We start from the raw sequence: 23,997 nt of genomic DNA, 5'->3' as shown, positions 1-23,997 counted from the left end.
ACGGGTCCGGCTGATGATACTCACGGCGCACAGCGCCTGACACATGCGTGACACCGCAAAGCGGTGTCACGAGCGCGGAAGTCGCGGCCTGGGGGCCGCTCTTACCCCGTGGCGCTGCGCATCCACTCCTCCCGCTTATACATCACGCCGTAATAGACCACCGGAATCACCAATAGGGTCAATAACGTCGAGACGAAGAGCCCGAACAGCAGTGAGACGCCCAGCCCCGAGAAGATCGGATCGTCCAGGATGAAGGCGGCGCCGGCCATGGCGGCGAGCGCAGTGAGTGCGATGGGCTTGGCGCGGACCACCGCGGAGTGGATGACGGCATCCGCAAAGGGCGTGCCCTCGCGTACCTGCTGATTGATGAAGTCCACCAGCAGGATGGAGTTGCGCACGATGATACCGGCCAGCGCGATCATGCCGATCATGGAGGTGGCGGTGAACTTGGCACCCAGGAGCGCATGACCGGGCAGGATGCCGATAATGGTCAGCGGAATGGGCGCCATGATGATGAGCGGCACCAGATAGCTGCGGAATTGGGCGACCACCAGCAGATAGATGAGGATCAGCCCCACGCCATAGGCGATGCCCATATCGCGGAAGGTCTCATAGGTCACCTGCCATTCACCGTTCCACTTGAGGCTGGATTCATAGGGATTGCCCGGCTGCTGGGTGTACCACTGCGGCAGGCCCAGCTGATCAGTCAATTTCGCGGCGATCGTGAACAGGCCATAGAGCGGGCTATCGGTGGCACCGCCCATATCACCGGTGACATAGACCACCGGCAACAGGTCCTTATGATAGATGCTGGGGGCGCGGGTACTCGGCACCACCGTGACGATCTCCGACAGCGGCACCAGCGCGCCGCCCTGGGCGCGCACCTTGAGCGCCAGGACCTGCTCCATGTCGGCCTGGTCGGCCGGCGCATATTCAACCAGAATAGGCACCGCGTATTTCACGTTGGCCCCGTGCAGGAAGCTCATCGACTCGCCCTTCAACACCGTGGCCAGGGCCTGGGCGACGCTCGCCTGGTCGACCCCCAGTCGCGCCGCCTTGGCGCGGTCTACTTCGACGACGAGCTTGGTCGAGGGGAACTCCACCGAATCGTCCACGTCGACGATGTCGGGGGTGGACGCGAAGGCGGCCCGCACCTTGGCCGCGGTGGCGATCTGGCCCGGGTAGCCGAGCCCGTAGACCTCGGCCACCAGCGGCGCCAGCACCGGCGGCCCCGGCGGCGGCTCGGCGATCTTGGCGTTGCCCTGGTAGCGGCTGGCGATGGCCTGCAGGGGGGCACGCAGCGCCGAGGCGATGGCGTGGCTCTGGCGGGAACGTTGGTGCTTGTCGACCAGGTTGACCTGCAGATCGCCCAGGTTGGCGCCGGAGCGCAGATAATACTGACGCACCAACCCATTGAAATTGATCGGTGCAGCGGTGCCGGCATAGGCCTGGTAGTCGGTCACCTCGGGGACGGTGGCGAGATACTCGCCCATCTCCGCCAGCACCCGGGTGGTCTGCTCCAGGCTGGTCCCCTCGGGCATGTCCAGGACCACCTGGAACTCCGACTTGTTGTCGAAGGGCAGCATCTTGAGCACGACCACCTTGTTGACCGCCAGCATCACCGAGCCCCCGATCAGCACCAGGATGCCGGCGAGCAGGAACCAGCGGTTGCGATGCCCCGTGCGCCCGACCAGGAACGGGCCGATGACCGGGCGGAAGATCCGCCCGAGGAGCGCGGGCGTCTCGCCCGCCGCCGCCCCATGCGGGCGGGACGCCCGCGCACCCTGGTCGTGCCGCCGCCCGAGCATGAAGTTGGTCATCCAGGGCGTAAAGATGAAGGCGACCGCCAGCGAGATCACCATCCCCAATGAGGCATTGATGGGGATGGGTGACATATAGGGCCCCATCAGCCCGCTCACGAAGGCCATCGGCAACAGGGCGGCAATGACGGTGAAGGTGGCGAGGATGGTCGGCCCGCCCACCTCATCGACCGCCCTGGGCATCAGGTCCAGGAGCCGCGCAGTGGACAGGGCCATGTGCCGGTGGATGTTCTCCACCACCACGATGGCGTCGTCCACCAGGATGCCGATGGAGAAGATGAGCGCGAAGAGCGAGACCCGGTTCAGCGTAAAGCCCCAGGCCCAGGAGGCGAACAGGGTCAGGGCCAGGGTGACGATCACGGCGGCGCCGACGATGATCGATTCGCGCCAGCCGACCGCCAGCCAGACCAACAGGATGACCGAGCCGGTCGCAAACACCAGTTTGCTGATCAGCTTCTTGGCCTTGGCATCCGCGGTGGCGCCGTAATTGCGCGTGACGGTCACCTCCACCCCGTCCGGGATAAAGGTACCCTGCAGCTGCGCAAAGCGCTCGATCACGCGCTGCGCCACCTCCACCGCGTTCACCCCCTCCTGTTTGGCCACGGCGATGGTCACCGCCGGGCCGGCACGGGCCGGGGCGCTGCTATTGCCCTGAGCGCCCGGGCCGCCGCCCATCCAGACATAGTTCTCCGGCTGCTCGGGGCCGCGCTCGATGCTCGCCACGTCGCGCAGATACACCGGGCGGCCCGCGCGCAGCCCCACCACCAGGTCGCCGATCTCCTCGGGACTGGAGAGGAAGGTACCGGCCTGCACCAGGACCTCCTGATTGTCGGCGGTGACGCTCAGATTGTCCGCGTTCTGGTTACCGGCCTGGAGTGCACGGCGCAGGTCATTGAGATCGATGCCGTAACCGGCCAGTGCCTGCGGCTGCAGGAGCACCCGTACGCTCTGGCGCGGCGCCCCCAGGGTATAGACATCCCGGGTGCCGGAAACACGCTTGAGCTCGGGCTCGATGGCGTGGGCGACCTGACCCAACTCGAAGGCCCCCATCTTGGGGTCCTTGGACCAGAGGGTGGCGGTGACGATCGGCACGTCGTCGATGCCCTTGGGCTTGATGATGGGGCTGCCGACGCCGAGGTTGGGCGGCAGCCAGTCCGAATTGCTCTGCACCTTGCTGAACAGGCGCACCACCGCGTCGGTGTTGTCCTCCCCCACCCGGAACTGCACCGTCACCACCGCCATGCCGGGGCGGGAGATCGAATAGACGTGCTCGATGCCCTTGATCTCGGACAGCACCTGCTCGGCGGGCCCGGCCACCAGGTGTTCGACCTCGGCCCCGGAGGCGCCGGGGAAGGGGATGAAAACGTCGGCCAAGGTGACGTTGATCTGGGGCTCTTCCTCGCGCGGCGTGACCAGGACGGCAAAGAACCCGAGCAGCAGACCCAGCAGGGCCAACAACGGGGTGATGGCGGACGACTGAAAGCGCGCCGTGATGCGACCCGACAGGCCCAAAGGCTTAACCATGATGGTCTCCCGCCGCCGGGCGGGCCGCCCCCTGGTCCTTGCGCACCACCCCGGCGGCGACGGGGTCCAGAGCCACCCGCTCACCCGCGGTGAGCCCGGCCAGCACCACAAAGGCGTCACCCAGGTCGCGCCCCAGGCGCACCTGACGGAACTGCACCTGGCCTTGCAGCCCCACCACGTAGACCCCGGTGACCTCGGAGCGGAACACCACGCACGCCTTGGGCACCGCCAGTTCCTCCTTGGCACCGACCACGAAACCGGTCTTCACAAACATCCCGGGAAACAACGGACTGGCACCGGGGGCGGCGATGGCGGGCAGGTCCACCCGCACCTTGAAGGTATTGGAGCCGGGATCGGCATAGGGAAAGATGGTGATCTCCTTGGACTCGATCGCGGTGCCGTCCGGGCGATAGACCCGGGCCGCGGCCCCACCGCGCACCGCCGCGATCAGGCTCTGGGGCACGTCCACCGCCACCCGCAGCGCCTGGAGCGAAATACCGCTGATCAGCGGCTGACCGGGGCTCGCCATCTCCCCCACCGCCACCTTGCGGGCGGTGACGATACCGGCATAGGGCGCGCGGACCTCGGTGTACTTCAGTTGCTCCTGGGCCTGGTCCAGGCGGGCGGTGGCAGCCTCCAGGGCGGACTGGGCGGCGGCGAGATCCGCAGTCGACTTATCCAGGGCGGAGGCCGACACGTTCTGCTTCTCCGCCAGCCCCTTGATCCGGGCATTGTCCTCCCGCGCCTGCTTCAACTGGGCCGCAGCTGACCTCTGGTCGGCCGTCGCCTGGGCAAGCCGGGCGCGCTGCTCGGTGTCCTTGAGCCGAATGATCACCGCGCCCTGCTCCACGTAGTCGTCCACGTCGAACAGGATTTCCTTGACCTGGCCCGAGGTCTGGGCGGACACCGTGGAGCTGTTGACAGCCTCCACGAGGCCATCCAGGCGGTACTCCCGGGGGACGGTGCGCGTCGCGACGGTGGCCGTGGCCAGGCCGGTCTGGGACGCGGCAGGCGCGGCAGGTGTCGCGGCCGCACCCGGCGCCGGGTCGGCGGCCAGGACGGGGAACACGAGCAACGCGGCCAGGGCAGCAGTGGGCGTGAGGAGACGCATGATGGCGGCACCGGATGAATATTAGAGAACTCTTATATTACACGAATCGGCCGTCGTTTCAAGCCCGGCGGCCGGACCGACGCGGGCTGTCCGGGCCGGCCACCGCATTATGCTATGACATCGGCGTTTCCCGCATGACACCAAGTTCCACCGTACCCCAAACGATCAGCCGCCGAACTATACTTGGTAGCACCGGCCGGTCGCTTTGACTGATCCGCCACGTCATGGGTCTGGCCTGTCCGGCATTTCCCTTCATGAACGTCTACCAGTTAGGACGAGGAGGTAGCTCACCATGACGACCGCCACACAAGTATTTTGCGCCGCTACGATCATCTGCGTCGCGATCACAGGTTGCTGCCTCCAAGTAAAACGACCGCCCGCCCCAAGGCTGACATCGGGTGACGGCAAGGAGAGCGTCCAAGACGCCGTTAATGTATGCGCGACCGCGCTGGACTATTACGAGCGAAGGTCGCGGGAAGGCGCGGCTTGGAATTTTGGAATCTCAACGAGCGGAGTCCTGGCCGGCGTTCTTGGTGCGGCGCTAGTAGCAGCGAGTCCTGCCAATGTGACATGGGTCGCCGTGTTTAGCGCCTACGCTGGCGCGACCAATGCCACCGTCGAGAAATTAAATGGCGCCGGCATGGATGGTGGTACGGCGAAAGACGACTATTCGGCACTGCACGCAGCCGTGGAGGCGGCAATCGTTAAGGCGATCACAACCACAGATGAAAAGGAGAAAACGACAGTGCTGAAGGAAATCCGCTCAAAGTGCGAGCTCAAATTGGCTCCGAGGCAAGACCCGAGCGCGCCGCCGCCAGCGACCACATGGGCAAAGTGCTTTCCGATGACCTGTCCCCCACATTAACATTGCGGCCGCGATTCGCTGCCGGCAATACACTGGAAATCTTCACCGGTTCTAACCCTGCGCCCCGGACGCCGGCCGTGATCACCGAGTCACCGAATCTCGCCCCCGCTCGTGACACCGCCGCGGCGGCGTCACGTGGGGGTCGCGCGCGCTGCGCCGGGAACGCCGCTGGCCGGCATTCCGATCAAGACCCCACAAGCCGCCATGTAGGGTGCGGTGAGCCTGCGAACCGCACCAGTCACCCGTCAATAGCCCATCGCAGAGCATGGCAAAGCCGCCAAACAGGCAGTCCATCGCCCGCATAAACTGTGAACACCTTAACAGAAGCTTTACGTCCGCTGAGTATCAAACCAGTTATGATGGGATCCTGGCGCATGTTTGGGATGAAGGATCACCCGCAGCGGATCGCACAGCACCCGATCGCCGGTGTGCGGGCGCCCAAGGGCATCGACCGAAATCGCCTTTCGCAACAAAGTACGCAGCGATCGCACGCATCCCAGCGGCGCGGTCGGTTCGCCGAGCGGCTCGCTCGCTCCGAGAGGCTCACCACAATAAGTACGAGGAGGTAACCGTGGAATACACCGATCGCCAAGGCATCCGCTTTCCGGCCAACAATGGCGCCGTGGCATGGCTCGACCCGGGCGTGTACGAGGACAAGAACCAGTTTACGCCCGCCCTCTCCGCCTTGATCGTCAACGAGGCGCTGACGGGATGCGGACTGATCACACACAACCAGGACTGGATCAAACAGGGCATGATCTGCATGGTGCGGGTCGATCGCCTGGCGCCGCTTCAGGCCGAAATCCGCTGGGTCCGAGACCTGGGAGAGGGCGTGTCAAAGATCGGCGTCGAGTATCTCGAATAGCCTGGGCGAACGTCCTCTGGCTCCCGCGCGTAGGGGCGGGTTTGAAACCCGCCCCTACGAACATGGATTCCCACCGTCAATTTCCTTGACAGCGCCTTAGCTGTCATCCCGGCGATGCCACACTCCATCACCCTCGTGACACCGCTCCAGCGGTGTCACGGATAGGTAGCGCCAGTGGCCACCGTGATCATCAAGATCCGGTAACACTAACACCCAACCGCATCCACCGAGGTATCCAGCCCTCTGGCGACGTCATCAAACGGCACGCACGCAATGACGCGACCGCCGCAGCTGATCGTCATCCGCCCACCACCGCGCGCCGCAGCAGCGGCTCCACCAGGTCCAGCGGCAGCGGGAAGACAATGGTCGAGGTCTTATCACCGGCAATGGCGGTGAGGGTCTCCAGGTAGCGCAATTGGATCGCCTGGGGCTGCCGGGCCAGGATGGCGGCGGCCTCGGCGAGCTTCTCGGCCGCTTGCATCTCGCCCTCGGCGTGGATGACCTTGGCCCGGCGCGAGCGCTCCGCCTCGGCCTGACGGGCAATGGCGCGGATCATCGACTCATCGAGATCCACCCGCTTGATCTCCACATTGGCGACCTTGATCCCCCAGGCGTCGGTCTGGGCATCGAGGATGGTGCGGATGGCGTCATTGAGCTTCTCGCGCTCGGCGAGCATCTGGTCCAATTCATGCTGACCGAGCACCGAGCGCAGCGTGGTCTGGGCGAGTTGGCTGGTGGCCATCTGGAAGTCCTCGACCTGGATGATGGCGCGCTCCGGGTCCATCACCCGAAAATACATCACCGCATTGACCTTCACCGAGACATTGTCGCGCGAGATCACGTCCTGGGACGGCACGTCCAGGACCTGCACCCGCAGGTCGACCTTCACCATCTTCTGGACCCCGGGGATGAGCAGGATGATTCCCGGGCCTTTAACCCCGGTAAAGCGCCCCAGGGTGAAAACGACCCCGCGCTCATATTCGCGCAGGATCTTGAGCGCGGAGATGACCAGTGAAGCGAGTACGAGCAGCGCAATGAGATAGGCGCCGAATGGCATGATGAACACTCCTTAGTCGTCTGACAGGTGTTTGTCCGCCACGGGTTCGACCGAAAGGGTCAGCCCCTCGCGGGTCAGGACGCGGATGGCCGTGCCGGACGGGATGGATTGGGGACTGTTGGCACTCCAAATCTCACCATGCAGGTGGACGCTGCCCGCCCCCGGGAAGCCGGAAACCGCCGTGCCCAGGGCGCCGATCAGCTGCTCACCGCCGGTCGCCACCGGGCGCCGCTGGGCCTTGACCGCCATCCCCACCACCAGCACCAGCAGGACCGCGCTGGCTACCGCGAAGCCGCCGATCAGCGGCCGCGAGATGGCATAACCGGGAGCGTCGGTATCGATCAAGATCAGCGAGCCGATCACGAAGGCCGCGATGCCGCCGAGCCCCAGGGCACCGAAGCTCGCCACGAAGGCCTCCGCGATCATCAACCCCAACCCGAGCCCGATCAGTGCCAGCCCGGCCCAACTCACCGGCAGCAGCTGGAAGGCATAGAGTGCCAGCAGCAGGCAGATCGCCCCCACCGTACCGGGCAGCACGGTGCCCGGGTTGGCGAGTTCGTAGACCAGTCCGTAGAAGCCGAGCAGGAGCAGGATATAGGCGATGTTGGGGTCGCTTAAGACGCCTAAGAACCGGTCCGGCCAGCTCGGGTGGCGCTCCACCAGCGTGAGCGCAGCCGTGTCGAGCGCGCGCGGCCCGGCAGCGGTGACGACGGTGCGCCCGTTCGTCTGGGCCAGCAGGCTGCCCAGGTCCGGGGCAATCAGATCGATGACCTGGAGTTTGAGCGCCGCCTCGGCCGACAGGCTGGCGCCGTCGCGCACCGCCCGCTCGGCCCAGTCCGCATTGCGCCCGCGCAGTTCCGCCAGGCTGCGCAGATAGGCGGTCGCGTCATTGACCAGCTTATGGGTCATGGCGTCACCGGTCGGCTCCGACCCCGCCTTGCCGTCACCCGCGGGCGCGGCAGGCGGCGCGCTGCCGGTGAGCCCCCCAATCTGCACCGGCGTGGCCGCCCCCAGATTGGTGCCCGGGGCCATGGCCGCGACCTGGCAGGCAGAGAGGATATAGGTGCCGGCACTCGCCGCCCGCGCCCCGCCCGGCGCCACATAGCCGATCACCGGCACCGTTGATGCCGTGATCGCCTTGACGATGGCCCGCATGGCGCTGTCGAGCCCCCCCGGGGTGTCGATGCGCAGGACCAGCACCGGCGCGCCCTCGCGCTGCGCCGCCGTCAGTGCGTCCGCGACAAAAATCGCGCTGGCCGGTCCGATGGCACCCTCCAGGTCCACCAGTGGGGCCTCGCGGGCGGCAGCGGGAATCGCCAGAATGGCCAGCAGGACGGCCGCCAGTGCCGGCAGCCAGGGGCGCTTCGATGCGAACGTCATCAGGGGTCTCCAAGTCGCGTGCTACGGCAAGCGTAGACCAAATGCCGCCCCCTCGTTGCCAAGCTCCGCTTGGCAATGCCGGCACGGGAAGCTCAGCTCCCCGTGTCCGAGTCCGGGATCAGTCTTTACTTTGGTCAGACACGTGAAACTGGAGGTTCGCGCGCCCCGATTAAAGACACACCGCCACTTGCCAAACCACCCACCGATGCGGGAATCTAGCCCCAACCGCCCCACCCCGCCGGACACCGGTAGCACGTCATGGACTCCCCGAGCCAAATCAGACTCCTCGCGACCGACAACAACGTCCGCGGCGACCTCTTCACCCGCCTGATCGAGGACCTGTTCTTCGCGCTGGGCTATGAGGATCTTAAGCGCGACGTGGCGCAGAGCGGTCGGGAGATCGACCTCCAGGGCCGCCACCGCTTCGAGAACCGACGTGTGATCGGTGAGTGCAAGGCCCACAAGGCGCGCATCGGCGGGGACGACATCAACAAGTTTCGCGGTGTGCTCGGCATCGAGCGGGACCGCCCAGGACCGCCCGTCAGCGGCTATTTCGTTTCATTGAGCGGATTCAAGGAGAGCGCCCGCGCCCAGGAGGCGACGGCCAGCGCGAGCCAGGTGCTCCTGCTGGACGCCGCCCAGGTCATCGCCGAGCTTCAGCGCAGCCGCTTACTCGTCGAACTGACGGCCGCCGCGGAACGCGCCGGCCAGTGCGCCCGGCACGCCCGGCTCAACGGTGCCGAACTCCAGGCCGCCGAGCTTCTGGGCGACACCATCCAAGGCTATGTCTGGGCCTTGCGTTATGCCCAAGGCAAGCAGCCCACCCATTTCGCCCTGGTCCATGCGGACGGCACCCCGCTCGCGGAGCCGGTGGCGCGGATACTCATTGAGGCCGACCGGGAGTGCGGCGGCGATCTGCACACCCTGCGCTACCTGGCCCCGCCGCCGCCCGCGCCCGACCGGGCGGCCCTGGGCGAGGCCGCTGGTCGGCGTTATCGCGCCTGGCTGGAGTAGGAGTGCGGCAGCATCCAACTCGACGGACTCCCGGCGGACACGGATCTGAGCGCCACGCGGCTGCGGCTGGAGCGGCTCTTCGTGCCCCTGCGCGCCCAGGTGGAGCGACCCGCGCCGGACGGGGAGGCGCAACCCGAGGGGCGGCGGACCGAACCCGAACCACCTCAACCCATCGGCAACTCCTCGCCGACCATCCGCATCTCGCCATCCTGGCCGCCCCCGGCGGCGGCAAGAGCACCCTACTGCGGCGCCTGGTCAACGCCTATGCCGTCCCGGAGCGCCGACTGGAGGTTGCCGACGGGCTGCCGGAGCGGGACTGGCTACCGCTCTATCTACGCTGCCGGGACCTGCGTGAACGCGCCGGCCGACCCTTCCTCGAACTACTCGAGGACCTGCCCCGTCAGGCATGCATGGACGCCGGCGAGGGTCAAGCCTTCCTCGCCGACTTGCACGAGGCACTGCGGGGCGGTCGCGTGCTGATCCTGGTGGACGGGCTGGACGAGGTCTCGGATGCCGGCGACCGGCAGCGCTTCGCCCAACACCTGCGCAGCTTCCTGGGCATGTTCCCCGGGGTCGCGCTGGTGGTCTCCTCCCGGGAGGCCGGTTTCCGGCTGGTGGCCGGGGTCATCGCCGGGGTCAGCACCCTGGCCCGCCTGGCGCCCTTCGACGCATCAGAGGTGGAGCGCCTGTGCGTCAGTTGGCACTGCGAGGTGGTCGGTGACCGGCCCCAGGTCCGCGCCGACGCGGCGGCCCTGGCCGCCCAGATCTGGGCCAACGAGCGCATCCGCCGCCTGGTGGAAAACCCGCTGCTGCTGACCACCCTGCTGGTGGTCAAGCGCTGGATCGGGGAACTGCCCCGCAACCGCGCCGCGCTCTACGGCAAGGCGGCCCAGGTCCTGATCCGCACCTGGAATGTCGAGGGCTATGCCCCGCTGGACGAGGACGAGACCCTGGCCCAGCTCTCCTATCTCGCCTGCGCCATGATGCAGCAGGGCATCCAGCGGATCGGCCGGCGCGACCTGCTCGCCCTGCTGCGCGAGGCGCGCGTGGAGCTGGAGGCAGAACTCCAGTTCGCCGCGATCTCTGCGGAGCAGTTCATCGAGCGCATCGAGTACCGCAGCAGCCTGATCATGCAGACGGGGCATGAGCTGATCGACGGCGAGCTACAGGAGGTCTATGAGTTCAGGCACCTGACCTTTCAGGAATATCTGGCCGCCCGTGGATTCGTGGAGGGACAGTTTCCGGGGCGCGCGGCAGAGACGCCATTGGCCGATCTGCTGGCGCCGCATTTCGAGGACCAGCGGTGGAGGGAGGTGGTTCCGCTGGCGGCGGTCTTGGCGGGGAGGCGGTGCGAGGGATTGATTCAGCGGTTGACGGCCGAATGTGCGGGTATCGACCTTAAGAAGGGCTTTGCCGATACGTCGGTAGGGGCGCCTTTTGTCGTCTTGTTGCGCCAATGCCTGCTGGACGAGGTCCCAATAACCGCCGTCATCCTGCGCGGGGCATTGTTCCAAATGGCACGCCACGGTAACGAAGAGATTCTCAGCGGGAGCGTCGTCGGCCTGCTGAACGGCAAGTATGGGGCATTGTTCAGGGAGGTCGCTGAGACCGCCTATCTCTCAGGACAGGGGCACTGGTGGGAACTTGTTGATACCGTCCGTCAGATGTCGTTGGCCTTGGTAGGCCTCGATGATTCGTCCGTCCTGACGTCGAACCTGGTTCACTCGTTGATGCGGTCGCTCACCGCGTCTGAGAGAATCGAGCGAATCCATGCGGCCCTCGTCATCTTGCATATCGCTTGGCTGGATTCTGGATGGACCAGACCGTTACTCCGGACAAGTCCTCCTACTAATCTCTACTCCCCCCTACGTGACACCCTGGGCGATTGCTTGACCTTGGATGATAGACCCGTCGCCCTGGCCGCAAGCTGGGCGATGGCGTGGCTGGGCACGGGCCGACTTGCCTCCACCCCGCCAGCCGCAGGCGTTCTGAAGGCACTGTACCGGATCATGCAGGACGCTGACTCGGACCACGAGGGCCAGAGGGCCGCCTGGGCCTTCTCGGTTCAACCGCTATTGGCGCGGGACAGTTTCGACCCCGATGACTGGCCGAAAGCCGATGTCTTCTTCGCCGGCCTGGATACCCGCCTCGCGGTTCACCAGTGGGATTTTCAGCAAGCCGCCCTAGTCCTCGCCTGGTATAGACGCGGCCCCTGGTCGGATGCAGAGATAGCGGAAAAAATCAAGGGCATTGGCCCCTATGATGTGTTCAGTCTCACCGCCCGTAACCTGTTGGCCACCCTCGGTGAACCCGGCCAACAGGCCCTGGACGAATGGGCCAAGCAGGAGTCTCCCGAGCAGCCGCCCGATCAGTCACCGCCCCCGGTGGCCTGACGACAACCACCCGCGGGGCCTTGATCATCGCACTTGCGGCAACCCGTCGCGGCCGGGGGGCCGCTCCTACGGCGTAGGAGCGGCCCCCCGGCCGCGACGAATGTACGGCACGGATTAGCCGGAACAATGATCGACGCCAGCGTCAGCGTTAATCACCATTCCAACGACCGACACTCCCGTCGCAGAGCGCCTGACACAGGCGTGACACCGCAAAGCGGTGTCACGAGAGCGCGAGAGCGAGAGTCCGGCCACCACTTCAAGCCGCGTTTTCGGCGATGGCGCGGTCCATCTCGGTCGCGTGCAGTCGCGCATAGGTCGAGGCATTGGCCAGGTCCTCCAGTGCCAAGACCGGACGCGGAGCGCCCGCACGGCATTCCCACGCTGGAGCGTGGGAACGAGGGGGGCCCCGGTGCTGCTCAGTGCCGCACCTGCGTGCGCCAGGTGAGGGTAGCGGAACCCTCGGCCGGCACCTGCACCTGCCATGAAGCGAGGTTCGAGGCCTCCTTCGTGTGAGGCTGGCTCTCCTGGACCATCTTCCAATCCCCAGGGACCTCCTCCAGCACCTTGACGGTTACCGGTTCGGACTTGGCGTTCTTCAGCTCCATGGCGAAGGCGGCCTCATAGGCATAATCGTAACGGCCGCTGCCGGAGAGTTTATTGAACTCGGTCTGCTTGCGCCGCGCGGTCACGTCGAAGCTCTCGCCGAGCTTCAAGGTCACGGTCTCGTTCTTGGGGGTGTGATCGATATGGTCCTCGCCGATGAATTGGGCATTGCCGCGGCTGTCCTTGGAATAGATGCGCACCACGCCCTTCGGCAAGGGCACCCCCAGGCTGCCGCCCTTGTTGGCGAAGTTGAGCGTCGAGGCGATCGCGAGCTTGCTCCAGCCGTCCCCGGACTGGGCCTGATAGAAATAGGGCTGACCCCGCACCACCAGTTCGCGCGTGATCGGGACCCGCGGGGCGGACAACAGGGCGACCTGCTTGGTCTGGTTGTTACCGATATCGGTGGGACGCGGCAGGGTGTAGAGGTGGTATTGGTCCAGCGCCTCCTCCTGCGGCATCGGCGCCGCGGCGGGCATCGCCATGCTCTTCATCATCATGGGCGCCGCCGGGACCGGCCGGACCTGGTTGACCTCCCCCGCCACCAGCTGCACCCGCGCCTGCCGATAGGCGACACCGCTGCCGTTGGTGAGCGTGACCCAGCCGCTCAGATCCATGGACTTGCCGTCGGCCGCGACGTCGCCCACATAATCGGCCTTCCAGCCCAGGCCGCCAGTGAGATAGGAGAGCTCGAAGTTGCCGCTGCCGGCCGCCGGGGCATCCAGGTGCAGGACGAGCGTGGGCTGGTCGCGGAGATCCGCGGGCAGGTCGGGGAAGGCGAGGTGCCCGACCACCCCGGTCTCGATGCGGTCGGGGTAACGCAGGACCACACCCTCATTGGTGGCGAGCACCGTGGCGTCTTCCGTGGTGCGCTCCCCGGCGTCGTTGGTGCGGATGACCTGGATCGTGCGACCCAGATATTTCTTGAGCAGGCTTTGGGGGGTGAGCAGGTCGAAGTCGAAGTTCTGCTCCAGCAGGCTGATCGGGAGCTTGCCGGAGGTCTCAGACAGCAGTGCAGTCTCGGGGCGGATCTTGCCCGAGACGTTGCGCCAGGCCAGTCGGTTTTCGCCCTGGGTCAGGGTGAGCGCGCGCTGGTCCTTCACGAGCGCCAGGTCATCGTTGTAGATGGTCACGGCCAGGGCCTGCTGGGCCGAGTCGTCGATACGCTGTTCCGCCACGGCGGCGGCAGTGCTGGGATTGTCCATGGCGGCTCCCGGGTGGGCGATGAGCAGACAGACCAGGGCGGCGAGCGGGCTCAAGCCCAGGGACCGCGCTGAGGTGGGGGTTGGACGGGGTGCTGTGGTGTGCGGCATGGGGCTCCTGGCGCGGTTGGTCATAGGGTTCGACAGTTGGCGAGCGGTGCAGCGTTGACTCTACACCCACGGGGAAAGCACAGACGTAATGACGAGCCCGGGGGACCGCCGCTGCGCCTCATAGCCTCGCTGGAGCAACGCCCCACCAGCGCGCCCATTGATGAGGGGTGAGCAACTGATTCATCTCACCGCTGCGGCTGCGCTCCGCATCGGTCGCAATCAGCAGCTTGAGAGAGCGCAGCCTATGGCTGTTTTGGCCGCGCAACGGCGAACCGGTCGGCGATGGACACCCGCGCTGGCTGCGCAGAAGTATATGAAACCCAAACGGGTGCGTTTGGCTATCGGGCACGCTGGCCGTCTCTTCAAGGGCGCGCCGCCCCATCGAGCACGGCGAGTGCTCGATCGGCATCTTGACGCCCAAACGACGGGGCCAGGCCCTGCCCCGCGTTGCCGCGACGGTCGGGGAGCGACCAGACTTATCAAGCGTGTACCGCAGACATTTGGTACTTGCAGCCGGCGGTCCTGGACTTGCATACTGGCCGCCGCTGTATGCTCACTATTCTGTCCAGAGACTGCTCAATGCACATCGTCATCGCCAACCTACCCCCGGAGATCACCTCCGAAGGCATCCAGGCCCGAATTCAGGCACTGGGGGGCACCGCGCAGATCACCCTGAACCATGAGGGCGACCCGAACAAGGTAACCGCGATCATCGAGTCCCAGGCCTTGGAGCGGGTCGCGGCGGACCAGATCGCCTGGCGGATCGATGGCTCGCTGTACCAGGGGCGGCGCTTGCAGGCCTATGTGCCGCTGTTTATGCAGGGTTAAACCGCAGCAGGCCCGATGCCGAGCGCGCGCAGGGTCGAGCGCACGTGGTCTTGCACCGCCGTGGTGGTGGCGTCCAGCTCGACACATCGCGCCTCGCGCTCCAACAGGCCCTGCAAGGATGGCGGGGCCGGGGCCGTGCAACCGATGGCCGCCTGGACGGCCTCGTTGAACTTGGCCGGGTGCGCGGTGGCCAGACAGACGGCGGCATCCCTGGCCCCAGTGTCCAGCGCGGCCCGCACGCCGGTGGCCGTGTGGGGGCAGAGGATGTAGCCGCTGGCCGCAAAGGTGCTGCGGATCTGCTCCAGGGTCTGCGGGTCGGAGACGGCGGCCGCGGCAAAGTCCTCCTGGACCTGCTTGAGCCTCGCCCCGTCGACCACCAGGCGCCCATCGCGCTGTAGGTCATCAAGCAGGCGGCAGACGGCGGTGGCGTCCCCGTCGTGCAGAAAATACAGATAGCGCTCGAAGTTGGAGGCGAGTTGGATGTCCATGGCGGGACACAGGGTCTGGTAGACCGCACCGGCCTGATAGACACCCGTGTGCATGAAGCGGGTGATGATGTCGTTGCGATTGGTCGCGATGATCAGGCGGCCGATCGGCAGGCCCATGCGCCGGGCAAGGTAACCCGCGAAGACGTCGCCGAAGTTGCCGGTGGGCACCGCGAAACTGACCCGCCGGCCGGGGTCGCCGCCGCTGACCCGGCCCCAGGCATAGAAGTAGTAAACGGTCTGGGCCAGGATACGGGCCCAGTTGATGGAGTTGACGGCGCCCAGTTGGTAGGCGGACTTGAATGGCAGGTCGTTGAACAGGTCCTTGACGATGCGCTGGCCGTCGTCGAAGGTGCCGCGGATGGCGATGTTGTGGACATTGGCGTCCAGCACCGTGGTCATCTGCCGTTCTTGGATCGGCGAGACCCGGCCCTTGGGGTGGAGGATGAAGATCTGGATGCGCGCCTTGCCCCGGACCCCATAGATGGCCGCCGACCCGGTGTCGCCGGAGGTGGCGCCGACGATGTTGAGTTGCCCGCCGTCGCGCTCCAACAGATACTCGAACAGGTTCCCCAGGAATTGCAGGGCTACATCTTTGAAGGCGGCCGTCGGACCGTGGAAGAGCTCCAGGACCTTGAGCCCTGAGCTTTCGATGAGCGGCGTCACCTGCGGATGGGTAAAGCCGGCATAGGAGCGCTCGATCAGCCGGCGCAGGTCGTCGCGCGGGATCTCCCCCTCCACAAAGGGGCTCATGACTTCCAGCGCCAGTGCCTCAAAACTCAAGGCCGACCAGGCCCGCAGCCGCGCCGCGTCGACGTGCGGGATGGCGGCGGGCACCAGGAGACCGCCGTCGGTGGCGAGCCCCATCATCACGGCTTGGGCGAAACCGACGGGGTCGACGCGGCCGCGGGTACTTACATAGTTCATGTCGTTTTAGATCCCCAAAAAAATACCGGCCAGGCCGGCCGGGCGGGGCGGCACGGCGCTTGCCACAGTGTAAAGGGGCGCGCCGGGGCTTGGCAAAACGCACGTGCCCACACGAGGGGCGGGGACACGCGGTGCATCGCCCCCGCCCCGCGCAGCGTTGGCCCATCGGCAGCAGCGAAAAAGTTTGCTAAGAACGTTGACACAACTTGCAGCGGGGCAACACAATCGGATAGCCTCGCCGCCGTCCGCGGAGCCGCTTGCACCGACACCGCCGGTGCGACCGACGACCCCTGCGCCCCGCCATCAGTCGCGAGCGCAGGGGGGCGGGCGGGCGGCGAGTCCGGGCTTGCACCAGTACCGATACGCTACCCACCGGATGAGGAGGCCCCGCCCGGCGGGACAACCGGCAAGCCACCAACCCTTTCCCCCACACAATAAAGGTACGCCCATGACAATTGAGTCGGTCGACGCCATAACCAGGCACCCGCGCTACGCGGAACTCGTGTCGAAACGCAAGAGTTTCGGCTGGATACTCACCTTTCTGATGATGGTCTTCTATTACGGCTTCATCATGATGGTGGCTTTCGAGAAGGAGTGGCACATCCTGGCCAAGCCGCTGTGGGCAGGTTCAGTAACCACCGTCGGTATCCCGATCGGTCTGGCGGTCATCATCTCGGCCTTCGCCCTCACCGGCATCTATGTTTACCGTGCCAACGGTGAGTTCGACGATATTACCAAGGCGATCCGCGAGGACTTGCAGCAATGAAACGACTCTCCCCTTGGGCGATCCTCGCCGCCCTGCTGATCCCCTGCGCGCTGGTCTATGCCGACGCGCTTTCCGGGGCCGTGACCAAGCAATCGCTCAACGTCACCGCGGTGATCATGTTCGTGATCTTCGTCACGGCGACGCTCGGAATCACTTACTGGGCGTCCCTGCGCACCCGCACCGCCAGCGATTTCTACACCGCGGGCGGCGGCATCACCGGCTTCCAGAACGGTCTGGCCATCGCCGGCGACTACATGTCGGCGGCCTCCTTTCTGGGTATCTCCGGCCTGGTCTTCGCGTCCGGCTATGACGGGCTGATCTATTCCATCGGCTGGCTGGTCGGCTGGCCGGTGATCATGTTCCTGATCGCCGAGCAGCTGCGTAACCTGGGCAAATTCACCTTCGCCGACGTGGCCTCCTACCGCTTCAGCCAGGTGCCCATCCGCTCGATGGCCGCGGTCTCCTCGCTGGTCGTCGTCGCCTTCTATCTCATTGCCCAGATGGTCGGCGCCGGCAAGCTGATCCAGCTGCTGTTCGGGCTGGATTATTGGATGGCGGTGGTGATCGTCGGCGTGCTGATGATGGTCTATGTCATCTTCGGCGGCATGACCGCGACCACCTGGGTGCAGATCATCAAGGCCGGCCTGTTGCTCTGCGGTGCGACCTTCATGGCCCTGGCCGCCCTGTACCACTTCGGCTTCTCCCCCGAGGAGATGTTCAAGCAAGCCACCGAGCACAACTCCAAGGGCATCGCGATCATGGGCCCCGGCGGCCTGATCAAGGACCCGCTCAACGCCATCTCACTGGGTCTGGCGCTGATGTTCGGTACCGCAGGGCTACCCCACATCCTGATGCGCTTCTTCACCGTGCCGAACGCCAAGGAGGCGCGCAAGTCGGTCTTCTACGCCACCGGCTTTATCGGCTATTTCTACATCCTGACCTTCATCATCGGGTTCTCTGCCATCACCCTGCTCGCCCAGCATCCGGAGTTCTTCAAGGCCGGCGTCATCAATGCGGCTGGCGTCGTCACCGACCCGAAGGGTCTGCTCGGCGGCACCAACATGGTCGCCATCAAGCTCGCGCAGGCGGTCGGCGGCAACCTGTTCCTGGGCTTCATCTCGGCGGTGGCCTTTGCGACCATCCTCGCGGTGGTGTCTGGTCTGACGCTGGCCGGCGCCTCGGCCATCAGCCATGACCTCTATGCCAGCGCCATCGCCCGCGGTCGGGTGAACGAGACCACTGAACTGAAGGTGGGCCGGTATGCGACCTTCGTGCTGGGTCTGGTGGCCATTGGTCTGGGCATCGCGTTCGAGCAGCAGAATGTGGCCTTCATGGTGGGCCTGGCCTTCGCCATTGCGGCCAGCGCCAACTTCCCGGTCCTGGCGGCCTCCATCTTCTGGAAGGGAATGACGACGCGCGGCGCCTTTATCGGCGGCTTTATCGGACTGATCACTGCGGTGTCGATGACCGTCATGACTAAAGCGGTCTGGGGCGAGACCCTCGGGCACACCGTCGCGGACGCGACCGGCAAGATGGTGCCGGTCGGCCTGATCCCGCTGGACAACCCGGCGATCATCTCGATCCCGGTGGCCTTCATCTGCATCTGGCTGTTCTCCATCACTGACCGGTCGGAGCGGGCCAAGATCGATCGGGCCGCGTTCGCGGCGCAGCGCGTGCGTTGCGAGACTGGCATCGGCGCCGAGGGTGCATCCGGCCATTGATCGCAGGGACGAGGACCTGGGACAGGGACGTCCAGGCGCCACTGCCGAACTGGCGCAGTGGCATCTAAGGCCTAACCGCCAAGGCCCGAGGTCGCCCCGCGACCTCGGGCCTTGGCGTTTTCAGGGCTAAGAATAGTTGTCCGGATATCACTTTTTTCTCGGATAATGACGCCTTATCGTTGCCTCAAGGGGAAACCGCGTGGACGTCGAACTCGTTGAAATCCAGGAATTCCTGGCCAGCCACCCACCCTTCGACAAGCTGCCCGCAGAGACCCTGGAGCGCCTGCCCAAGCGGCTGTCGGTGCGTTATCTGCGCCGCGGCAGCGTCTTTCCGCCGGCGGACGCGGACCAACCCTATCTTTACATCCTGAGGCGCGGCGCGGTGGAGATGCGCGATGCCCAGGGCGAGTTGGTGTCCAAACTGGCTGAAGGCGATCTGTGCGATATGGCCTGCCGCGCCGCAGAAGGCGCACCGCTCATGCGGGGCAGCACCGCCGAGGACACCCTGTTCTACATGCTCCCCTGCACGGATCTCGCGACACTGCGGGACCAGCACAGCGCCTTCGCGGAACACTTTGACCAATCAATTGCCCACCGATTGCGCCGCGCACTCGATGCGGTGGTCAATGCCCCGTCCACCGGCGCCGGGCTGATGACGCTGCGGGTTGGTAACCTGATCGGTCGCTCACTGGTCACGGCCACCCCGGAGACCAGCATCCGAACGGCGGCGCAGATCATGTCCGAACATCAGGTCTCCTCGCTCCTGATTATGGTGGGGGAGCACCTGGCCGGCTTGGTCACGGACCGCGATCTGCGCACCCGCTGCATCGCCGCGGGGCTGCCGACCGACCGACCGGTACGCGAGATCATGACCGAGCGGCTGCAAACGGTGACCGTGGATTCGCTGGGCTTCGAGGCACTACTCACCATGACCCGGCTCAACGTCCACCACCTGCCGGTGATGTCCGGCGATCAGGTGGCGGGTATCCTCTCCACCACTGATCTCACCCGTTTTCAAAGCTCCAACGCGGTCTATCTGGTCGGTGACGTGCACAAGGCGAAGAACTTGGACGGCCTCGCCGAGATCAGCGCCAAGGTCGGGGAACTGCAGGTCCACCTGATCAACGGCGGTGCGACCGCGGACCAGGTCGGCCAAGCCATCAGCGCCATCACCGACGCCGTCACGCTACGCCTGCTCGAAATTGCGGAGGCGGAATTGGGCCCACCCCCGGTGCCCTATGCCTGGATGGTCGGCGGCTCCCAGGCGCGGCGTGAGCAATCGGCGTATTCGGATCAGGATAATGCGCTGCTCATCGCCGACCATATGAAGCCGGAGGACGACGCCTATTTCGCCGCGCTCGCCGCCATCGTCAACGACGGGCTCAACGCCTGTGGTTACATCTATTGCCCGGGCGACGTGATGGCCAGGAACCCGCAGTGGCGCCAGACCCTACGTATCTGGAAAAAATATTTCAACACCTGGATCAGACGCCCGGAACCGATGGCCCTGATGCTGTCCAGTGTCTTCTTCGACCTGCGCCCGGTGTATGACCCGGAGGGCCTGTTCGAGGAGATCCACGACCAAGTGCTGAGTTTGTCGAAATCCAACCAGATCTTCATCGCCTACCTGGCCGCAAACGCCATTAAGAATCGCCCACCACTGGGGTTCTTCCGCAACTTCGTCCTGACTCAGGGCGGCGACCATGGCCATACCTTCAATATCAAACACCGCGGCACGGTGCCGATCATCGACCTGGCCCGGGTCTATGCCTTGTCCAGCGGCATCACCGAGACCAATACCCTGGAGCGCCTGCGCGCCGCCGCCGGGATCAATGCCCTGAGCAAGGACGGCGCGGCCAATCTGATCGACGCGGCGCAGTTCATCGGGACGCTGCGCATGCGCCACCAGGCGCGCCAGCTGCGCCGCGGCGAGAAGGCAGACAACTTTCTCTCCCCGGATGAACTCTCGCCCCTGGAACGCGGCCACCTGAAGGACGCCTTTATCCTGATCAACGCCATGCAGGAGTCACTCGGGCAGCGTTATCAGACCGGGCGCTTCAACTAACAGCGTGTTCTTAGTCCCCTCCTTTCTCGACTGGCGCCGCCGTTTCCAGCGGCACCGTGCCTTACCGGGGCCGCTACGGGATTACCTTGGCCGCCGCCTGCCGCGGACGGATCAGGACTGGCGGGCGGCCGATTATCTGGCCATTGATCTGGAGACCACCGGGCTCGATGTCTCCCGGGACCTGATCTTGAGCGTCGGTTATGTCGTGGTGCATGGCAACCGGATCGACCTGGCAAGCGCTCGCCACCGGGTGGTCCGGATCGACCGTCGCATCCCGGAGGCCAGTGCAGTCATCCACCAGATCACCGATGACCAATCGGCCCGCGGTCTGGAGCTGGCCGACGTACTGGCGGAGCTGCTGCCCGTACTGGCGGGCAAGGTCATGATTGCCCACCACGCCACCATCGAATGCGGCTTTCTGGGCAATGCCTGTCGCCGCCTGTGGCGCACCGGGCTGCCGGTGCGGGTGGTCGACACCCAGGTGGTGGCACACCGGACTTTTGAGCGGCGACAGACCGCTTTCAAGGCCTCGGATTTGCGCCTGCACTCGCTCGGCGAACGCTACAACCTGCCGCGCTACGGCGCCCACAACGCCTTGAGCGACGCCCTGGCCGCCGCCGAACTCTTCCTCGCCCAGGCCGCCTATCGGGAAACGGAGGACTGGCTGCCGCTCAAACGGTTTCTGTGGTGAGGTGCGGATCGGATCGAGCGAACGTGATCGCCATTCCGGGCATCGCCGCAGGCAGCGCAGAATGCCTGACGCAGCTGGTTGGAACGACGATCAAGCCCCTCAGGCGCACAGGGTAAGGATCCCCGGTTGAGCCTGCGGCGTTCCGCGGGTATCCTGGCAGGCGGTCTGAGAATGATTCATCCAGCGACCCAATGGCGGCGATGCGCAAACTCGAGCAAACCGATTTCGAGAGACTAACCGCAGGCTTGCGTGCGGCGCCGGAGCTCGTGGCCGGCTATTGCTTCGGCTCCCAGGTCGACCCCGACCGACGCCATCCCCGCGACGTCGACATCGCTGTGCTCCCGCGCGAGTCACTCACGCTGCGGCGACTATTGGGGCTGCAGGCAATCACTACGGATGCGCTGGGCAGCGACGCCGTGGACCTCATCGATTTTTACCAGGCCGGCCCGGTGCTCGCCCGTCAGGTCATCACAGGCGGACGGCTGCTGTTCGCTCGGGACCAATCACTCGTCAATCAGTTTGAACTGCGCGCGCTGCGCGCTTACCAGGACTGCGCCTATCGGCGACGGATACAACGTCAATACCTGTCGGGCGGCCAGGTGCGGCCATGACCCTGGAGCCCGGTGTCATCGTCCGGCGCTTGCAGAGTCTGCGTGAGACCCTGAGACGTCTTGAGCCACTGGCAAGCACCTCCCGAGCGGAGTTTGTGGCCGATGTGGCAGGCTGGCTGGACGGTGGCACCATTGAGATCACGGCACAGACCTGATCGACCCCGTGTTTGGCATGACGCAACGGCGGTCTATTTGGTTTGCGCTGTGCTGCATCAGTGCCGCCGCGCTCACTGCCACAGACACGGCGGGCGCCCAGCCTGACATGATAGCGGCGGCGGGAGATACCGCGGAATTGGCGCGGCAGTACCGGCAGTATCGCCGGGAGCTGCAAGCGGGCTCCGCGGCCCGGCAGGCACAGTTGCGGGATTGGCGGGGACCGCTGCATGAGGTCATGGCGAGCCTGCGTGAGCGTCTGGCGTCCGGCCGTCACACCTACGCCGAGGTCCTGGCACTCATGGGCCCCCCCGACCAGACCATTGCCGCCGGATCGGCGCATAACGGCCGGCCGGTCCCGCCTGGGACGCCGCTGCTGATATATTGGTGGCGCGGCGGACACGACTGCCTTGAGTTGCGCGTCCGCGCCGGACTCATCGAGTCTGCCCAGTGGTATTATGCGGGTGAATAAGCAGGCGAACGGGTGAAACATGCAACGAGGCAACGCAACGGCCGTCTTTCTGGTCGTACTGACCGGTGCAGCGGCCTTCATCTGGTTTACCAGCCTTGGTTTGCCGCCGCGCGTCGCGTCACACTTCGGGGCAGCCGGTTTGGCAAATGGGTTTATGCCGCACGATTTTTATGTGCGGTTCATGCTTGGATTCGTCGTCGCACTGCCGTCGGTGCTGGTGTTCCTGCCTGCCGCGGGCTTGTGCAACCCGCAGGCCCGCATCAACCTGCCAAATCGAGACTACTGGCTGGCCCCGGCCCGGCGCGCCGCGACCCTCAGGGCGCTGCGCGCGCACATGGCCTATCTCGGCTGTCTCTTGGTGGTCTTTCTCTCCTATGTGCATTGGCTCGTGGTACGTGCCAACGAGCTGGCCCCGCCGCACCTGTCGATGCCGTGGTTTGTCGGCGGGCTCGCGGCATTCGCCACGGCGACAGTTGCATGGGCCTTGGTGCTCATCAGGCATTTCCGTAACGTGCCGCGGTAAGTACCATCACACCGACACGCAACGACAGTTCGACCAGTCCCGGAGGGGCGGCGCCCGAGTCTTGCCGGGGGAGACCACCCGGCACGCGCAGTCGCTATTTTTTGAGCGCACCCAGACCAGCCGCGTTCCGGCGCGGCCGTCGGTAGTCCGAATCTGTCCCGCGGGGTGCCGCCGCCGCGGAGCGGGGGCGGCACCCCGCGGGAGAGAACCCGCCTGGAAAGCCGCTAGCTGAGCGTTTAGTATTGGCGATCGCATCTTTGCCTTTGGCCCAGCAAGCACCAAATCGTGGGTTTCGCTGGATGCCACCACCACCACAACCATGAGGACATACCACATGTCGCACGACGATAAGGTTTACCCGGTCCCCGCGGCCATCGCTGCCAAGGCCCACATCAACGCGGAGCGCTACGCGGCGATGTACAAGGACTCGCTGGAGAACCCGGAGACCTTCTGGGCCGCGCAGGCCAAGGAGTTCGTCACCTGGTCCAAGCCCTGGGACTCGGTGCTGGACTGGAGCTTCGATGCGGAGAATATGCACATCAACTGGTTCAAGGGCGGGGAGCTCAACGTCTCCTACAACTGCCTGGACCGCCACTTGGAGAAGCGCGGCGAGCAGGTCGCGCTGATCTGGGAAGGGGACAACCCGGCCGAAGACCGCAAGATCACCTACCGCGAACTACACGCGGAGGTCTGCAAATTTGCCAACGTCCTCAAGGCCCATGGGGTCAAAAAGGGCGACCGGGTATGCATCTATATGCCGATGATCCCGGAGGCGGCGGTGGCCATGCTCGCCTGCACCCGGGTCGGCGCGGT

General features: G+C 65.5%; 20 protein-coding genes. 14 read left to right on the top strand and 6 right to left on the bottom strand.

Annotated features, from left to right (window positions below):
* Positions 1 to 101: 101 nt before the first annotated feature.
* Together QZY44_RS11515 and QZY44_RS11510 are read right to left on the bottom strand one after the other, a co-directional pair.
* On the bottom strand, positions 102 to 3,344 hold the full coding sequence (locus QZY44_RS11515; protein WP_295446316.1) for an efflux RND transporter permease subunit: 3,243 nt from the start codon (positions 3,342 to 3,344) through the stop codon (positions 102 to 104).
* A complete protein-coding gene (locus QZY44_RS11510; RefSeq protein ID WP_295446314.1) occupies positions 3,337 to 4,455 on the bottom strand; it encodes an efflux RND transporter periplasmic adaptor subunit in 1,119 nt (372 codons plus the stop codon). Before QZY44_RS11510 ends, QZY44_RS11515 begins: the two co-directional genes overlap by 8 nt.
* Positions 4,456 to 4,747: 292 nt before the next feature.
* Here QZY44_RS11510 and QZY44_RS11505 point away from each other — a divergent pair, with 292 nt between their 5' ends.
* Entirely contained in the window at positions 4,748 to 5,320 is a 573-nt protein-coding gene (locus QZY44_RS11505) for a hypothetical protein (RefSeq protein ID WP_295446312.1), read from the top strand.
* Positions 5,321 to 5,891: 571 nt separating this feature from the next.
* On the top strand, positions 5,892 to 6,185 hold the full coding sequence (locus QZY44_RS11500; protein ID WP_295446310.1) for a hypothetical protein: 294 nt from the start codon (positions 5,892 to 5,894) through the stop codon (positions 6,183 to 6,185).
* A gap of 298 nt (positions 6,186 to 6,483) precedes the next feature.
* On the opposite strand, the gene QZY44_RS11495 is transcribed toward QZY44_RS11500, so the two are convergent.
* A complete protein-coding gene (locus QZY44_RS11495) occupies positions 6,484 to 7,242 on the bottom strand; it encodes a slipin family protein (protein WP_295446308.1) in 759 nt (252 codons plus the stop codon).
* A gap of 12 nt (positions 7,243 to 7,254) precedes the next feature.
* Positions 7,255 to 8,622 carry a nodulation protein NfeD gene (locus QZY44_RS11490; RefSeq protein WP_295446306.1) on the bottom strand — a complete coding sequence of 456 codons (1,368 nt, stop codon included), beginning with the start codon at positions 8,620 to 8,622 and terminating at the stop codon, positions 7,255 to 7,257.
* Positions 8,623 to 8,880: 258 nt separating this feature from the next.
* On the opposite strand from QZY44_RS11490, the gene QZY44_RS11485 reads away from it, so the two are divergent.
* Positions 8,881 to 9,636: a restriction endonuclease gene (locus QZY44_RS11485; protein ID WP_295446304.1), complete on the top strand. Its 756-nt coding sequence runs from the start codon at positions 8,881 to 8,883 to the stop codon at positions 9,634 to 9,636.
* A gap of 2 nt (positions 9,637 to 9,638) precedes the next feature.
* On the top strand, positions 9,639 to 12,029 hold the full coding sequence (locus QZY44_RS11480; RefSeq protein WP_295446302.1) for an NACHT domain-containing protein: 2,391 nt from the start codon (positions 9,639 to 9,641) through the stop codon (positions 12,027 to 12,029).
* A gap of 416 nt (positions 12,030 to 12,445) precedes the next feature.
* On the opposite strand, the gene QZY44_RS11475 is transcribed toward QZY44_RS11480, so the two are convergent.
* Positions 12,446 to 13,942, bottom strand: a complete 1,497-nt coding sequence (locus tag QZY44_RS11475) for a DUF4139 domain-containing protein (protein ID WP_295446300.1) — start codon at positions 13,940 to 13,942, stop codon at positions 12,446 to 12,448.
* Between the two features lie 579 nt (positions 13,943 to 14,521).
* Between QZY44_RS11475 and QZY44_RS11470 the strand changes: the two genes are divergently transcribed.
* Complete coding sequence (locus QZY44_RS11470; RefSeq protein ID WP_295446298.1) at positions 14,522 to 14,770, top strand: hypothetical protein; 249 nt, start codon at positions 14,522 to 14,524, stop codon at positions 14,768 to 14,770.
* Here QZY44_RS11470 and thrC read toward each other — a convergent pair.
* Positions 14,767 to 16,182, bottom strand: a complete 1,416-nt coding sequence (gene thrC, locus QZY44_RS11465) for a threonine synthase (RefSeq protein WP_295446296.1) — start codon at positions 16,180 to 16,182, stop codon at positions 14,767 to 14,769. The two genes, QZY44_RS11470 and thrC, sit on opposite strands and share 4 nt — an antisense overlap.
* A 448-nt stretch (positions 16,183 to 16,630) precedes the next feature.
* Here thrC and QZY44_RS11460 point away from each other — a divergent pair, with 448 nt between their 5' ends.
* The 9 genes from QZY44_RS11460 to QZY44_RS11420 form a co-directional block, all read left to right on the top strand.
* Entirely contained in the window at positions 16,631 to 16,948 is a 318-nt protein-coding gene (locus QZY44_RS11460) for a DUF485 domain-containing protein (RefSeq protein WP_295446294.1), read from the top strand.
* On the top strand, positions 16,945 to 18,669 hold the full coding sequence (locus QZY44_RS11455) for a cation acetate symporter (protein ID WP_295446292.1): 1,725 nt from the start codon (positions 16,945 to 16,947) through the stop codon (positions 18,667 to 18,669). The genes QZY44_RS11460 and QZY44_RS11455 overlap by 4 nt, the downstream gene beginning before the upstream one ends.
* A gap of 199 nt (positions 18,670 to 18,868) precedes the next feature.
* Positions 18,869 to 20,734 (top strand): putative nucleotidyltransferase substrate binding domain-containing protein, encoded by a 1,866-nt coding sequence (locus QZY44_RS11450; protein WP_295446290.1) that lies wholly within the window; start codon positions 18,869 to 18,871, stop codon positions 20,732 to 20,734.
* 4 nt (positions 20,735 to 20,738) lie between these two features.
* On the top strand, positions 20,739 to 21,425 hold the full coding sequence (locus QZY44_RS11445) for an exonuclease domain-containing protein (RefSeq protein WP_295446288.1): 687 nt from the start codon (positions 20,739 to 20,741) through the stop codon (positions 21,423 to 21,425).
* 200 nt (positions 21,426 to 21,625) lie between these two features.
* Positions 21,626 to 22,036, top strand: coding sequence for a nucleotidyltransferase domain-containing protein (locus QZY44_RS11440; RefSeq protein WP_295446286.1), 411 nt, complete (start codon positions 21,626 to 21,628; stop codon positions 22,034 to 22,036).
* Entirely contained in the window at positions 22,033 to 22,191 is a 159-nt protein-coding gene (locus QZY44_RS11435) for a hypothetical protein (RefSeq protein ID WP_295446284.1), read from the top strand. The genes QZY44_RS11440 and QZY44_RS11435 overlap by 4 nt, the downstream gene beginning before the upstream one ends.
* A 17-nt stretch (positions 22,192 to 22,208) precedes the next feature.
* On the top strand, positions 22,209 to 22,661 hold the full coding sequence (locus QZY44_RS11430) for a hypothetical protein (RefSeq protein WP_295446282.1): 453 nt from the start codon (positions 22,209 to 22,211) through the stop codon (positions 22,659 to 22,661).
* Positions 22,662 to 22,680: 19 nt separating this feature from the next.
* Positions 22,681 to 23,184, top strand: a complete 504-nt coding sequence (locus QZY44_RS11425; RefSeq protein WP_295446280.1) for a hypothetical protein — start codon at positions 22,681 to 22,683, stop codon at positions 23,182 to 23,184.
* 334 nt (positions 23,185 to 23,518) lie between these two features.
* Positions 23,519 to 23,997, top strand: a 479-nt coding sequence (locus QZY44_RS11420) for an acetyl-coenzyme A synthetase N-terminal domain-containing protein (RefSeq protein ID WP_295446278.1), incomplete at its 3' end; no start/stop codon positions are given.

This window comes from uncultured Thiodictyon sp. (genome assembly GCA_903837595.1).
In the GTDB taxonomy this organism is placed as follows: domain Bacteria; phylum Pseudomonadota; class Gammaproteobacteria; order Chromatiales; family Chromatiaceae; genus Thiodictyon.
The sequence above is the reverse complement of the archived record's forward strand: the minus strand, read 5'-3'. Positions and strand labels throughout refer to the sequence as shown.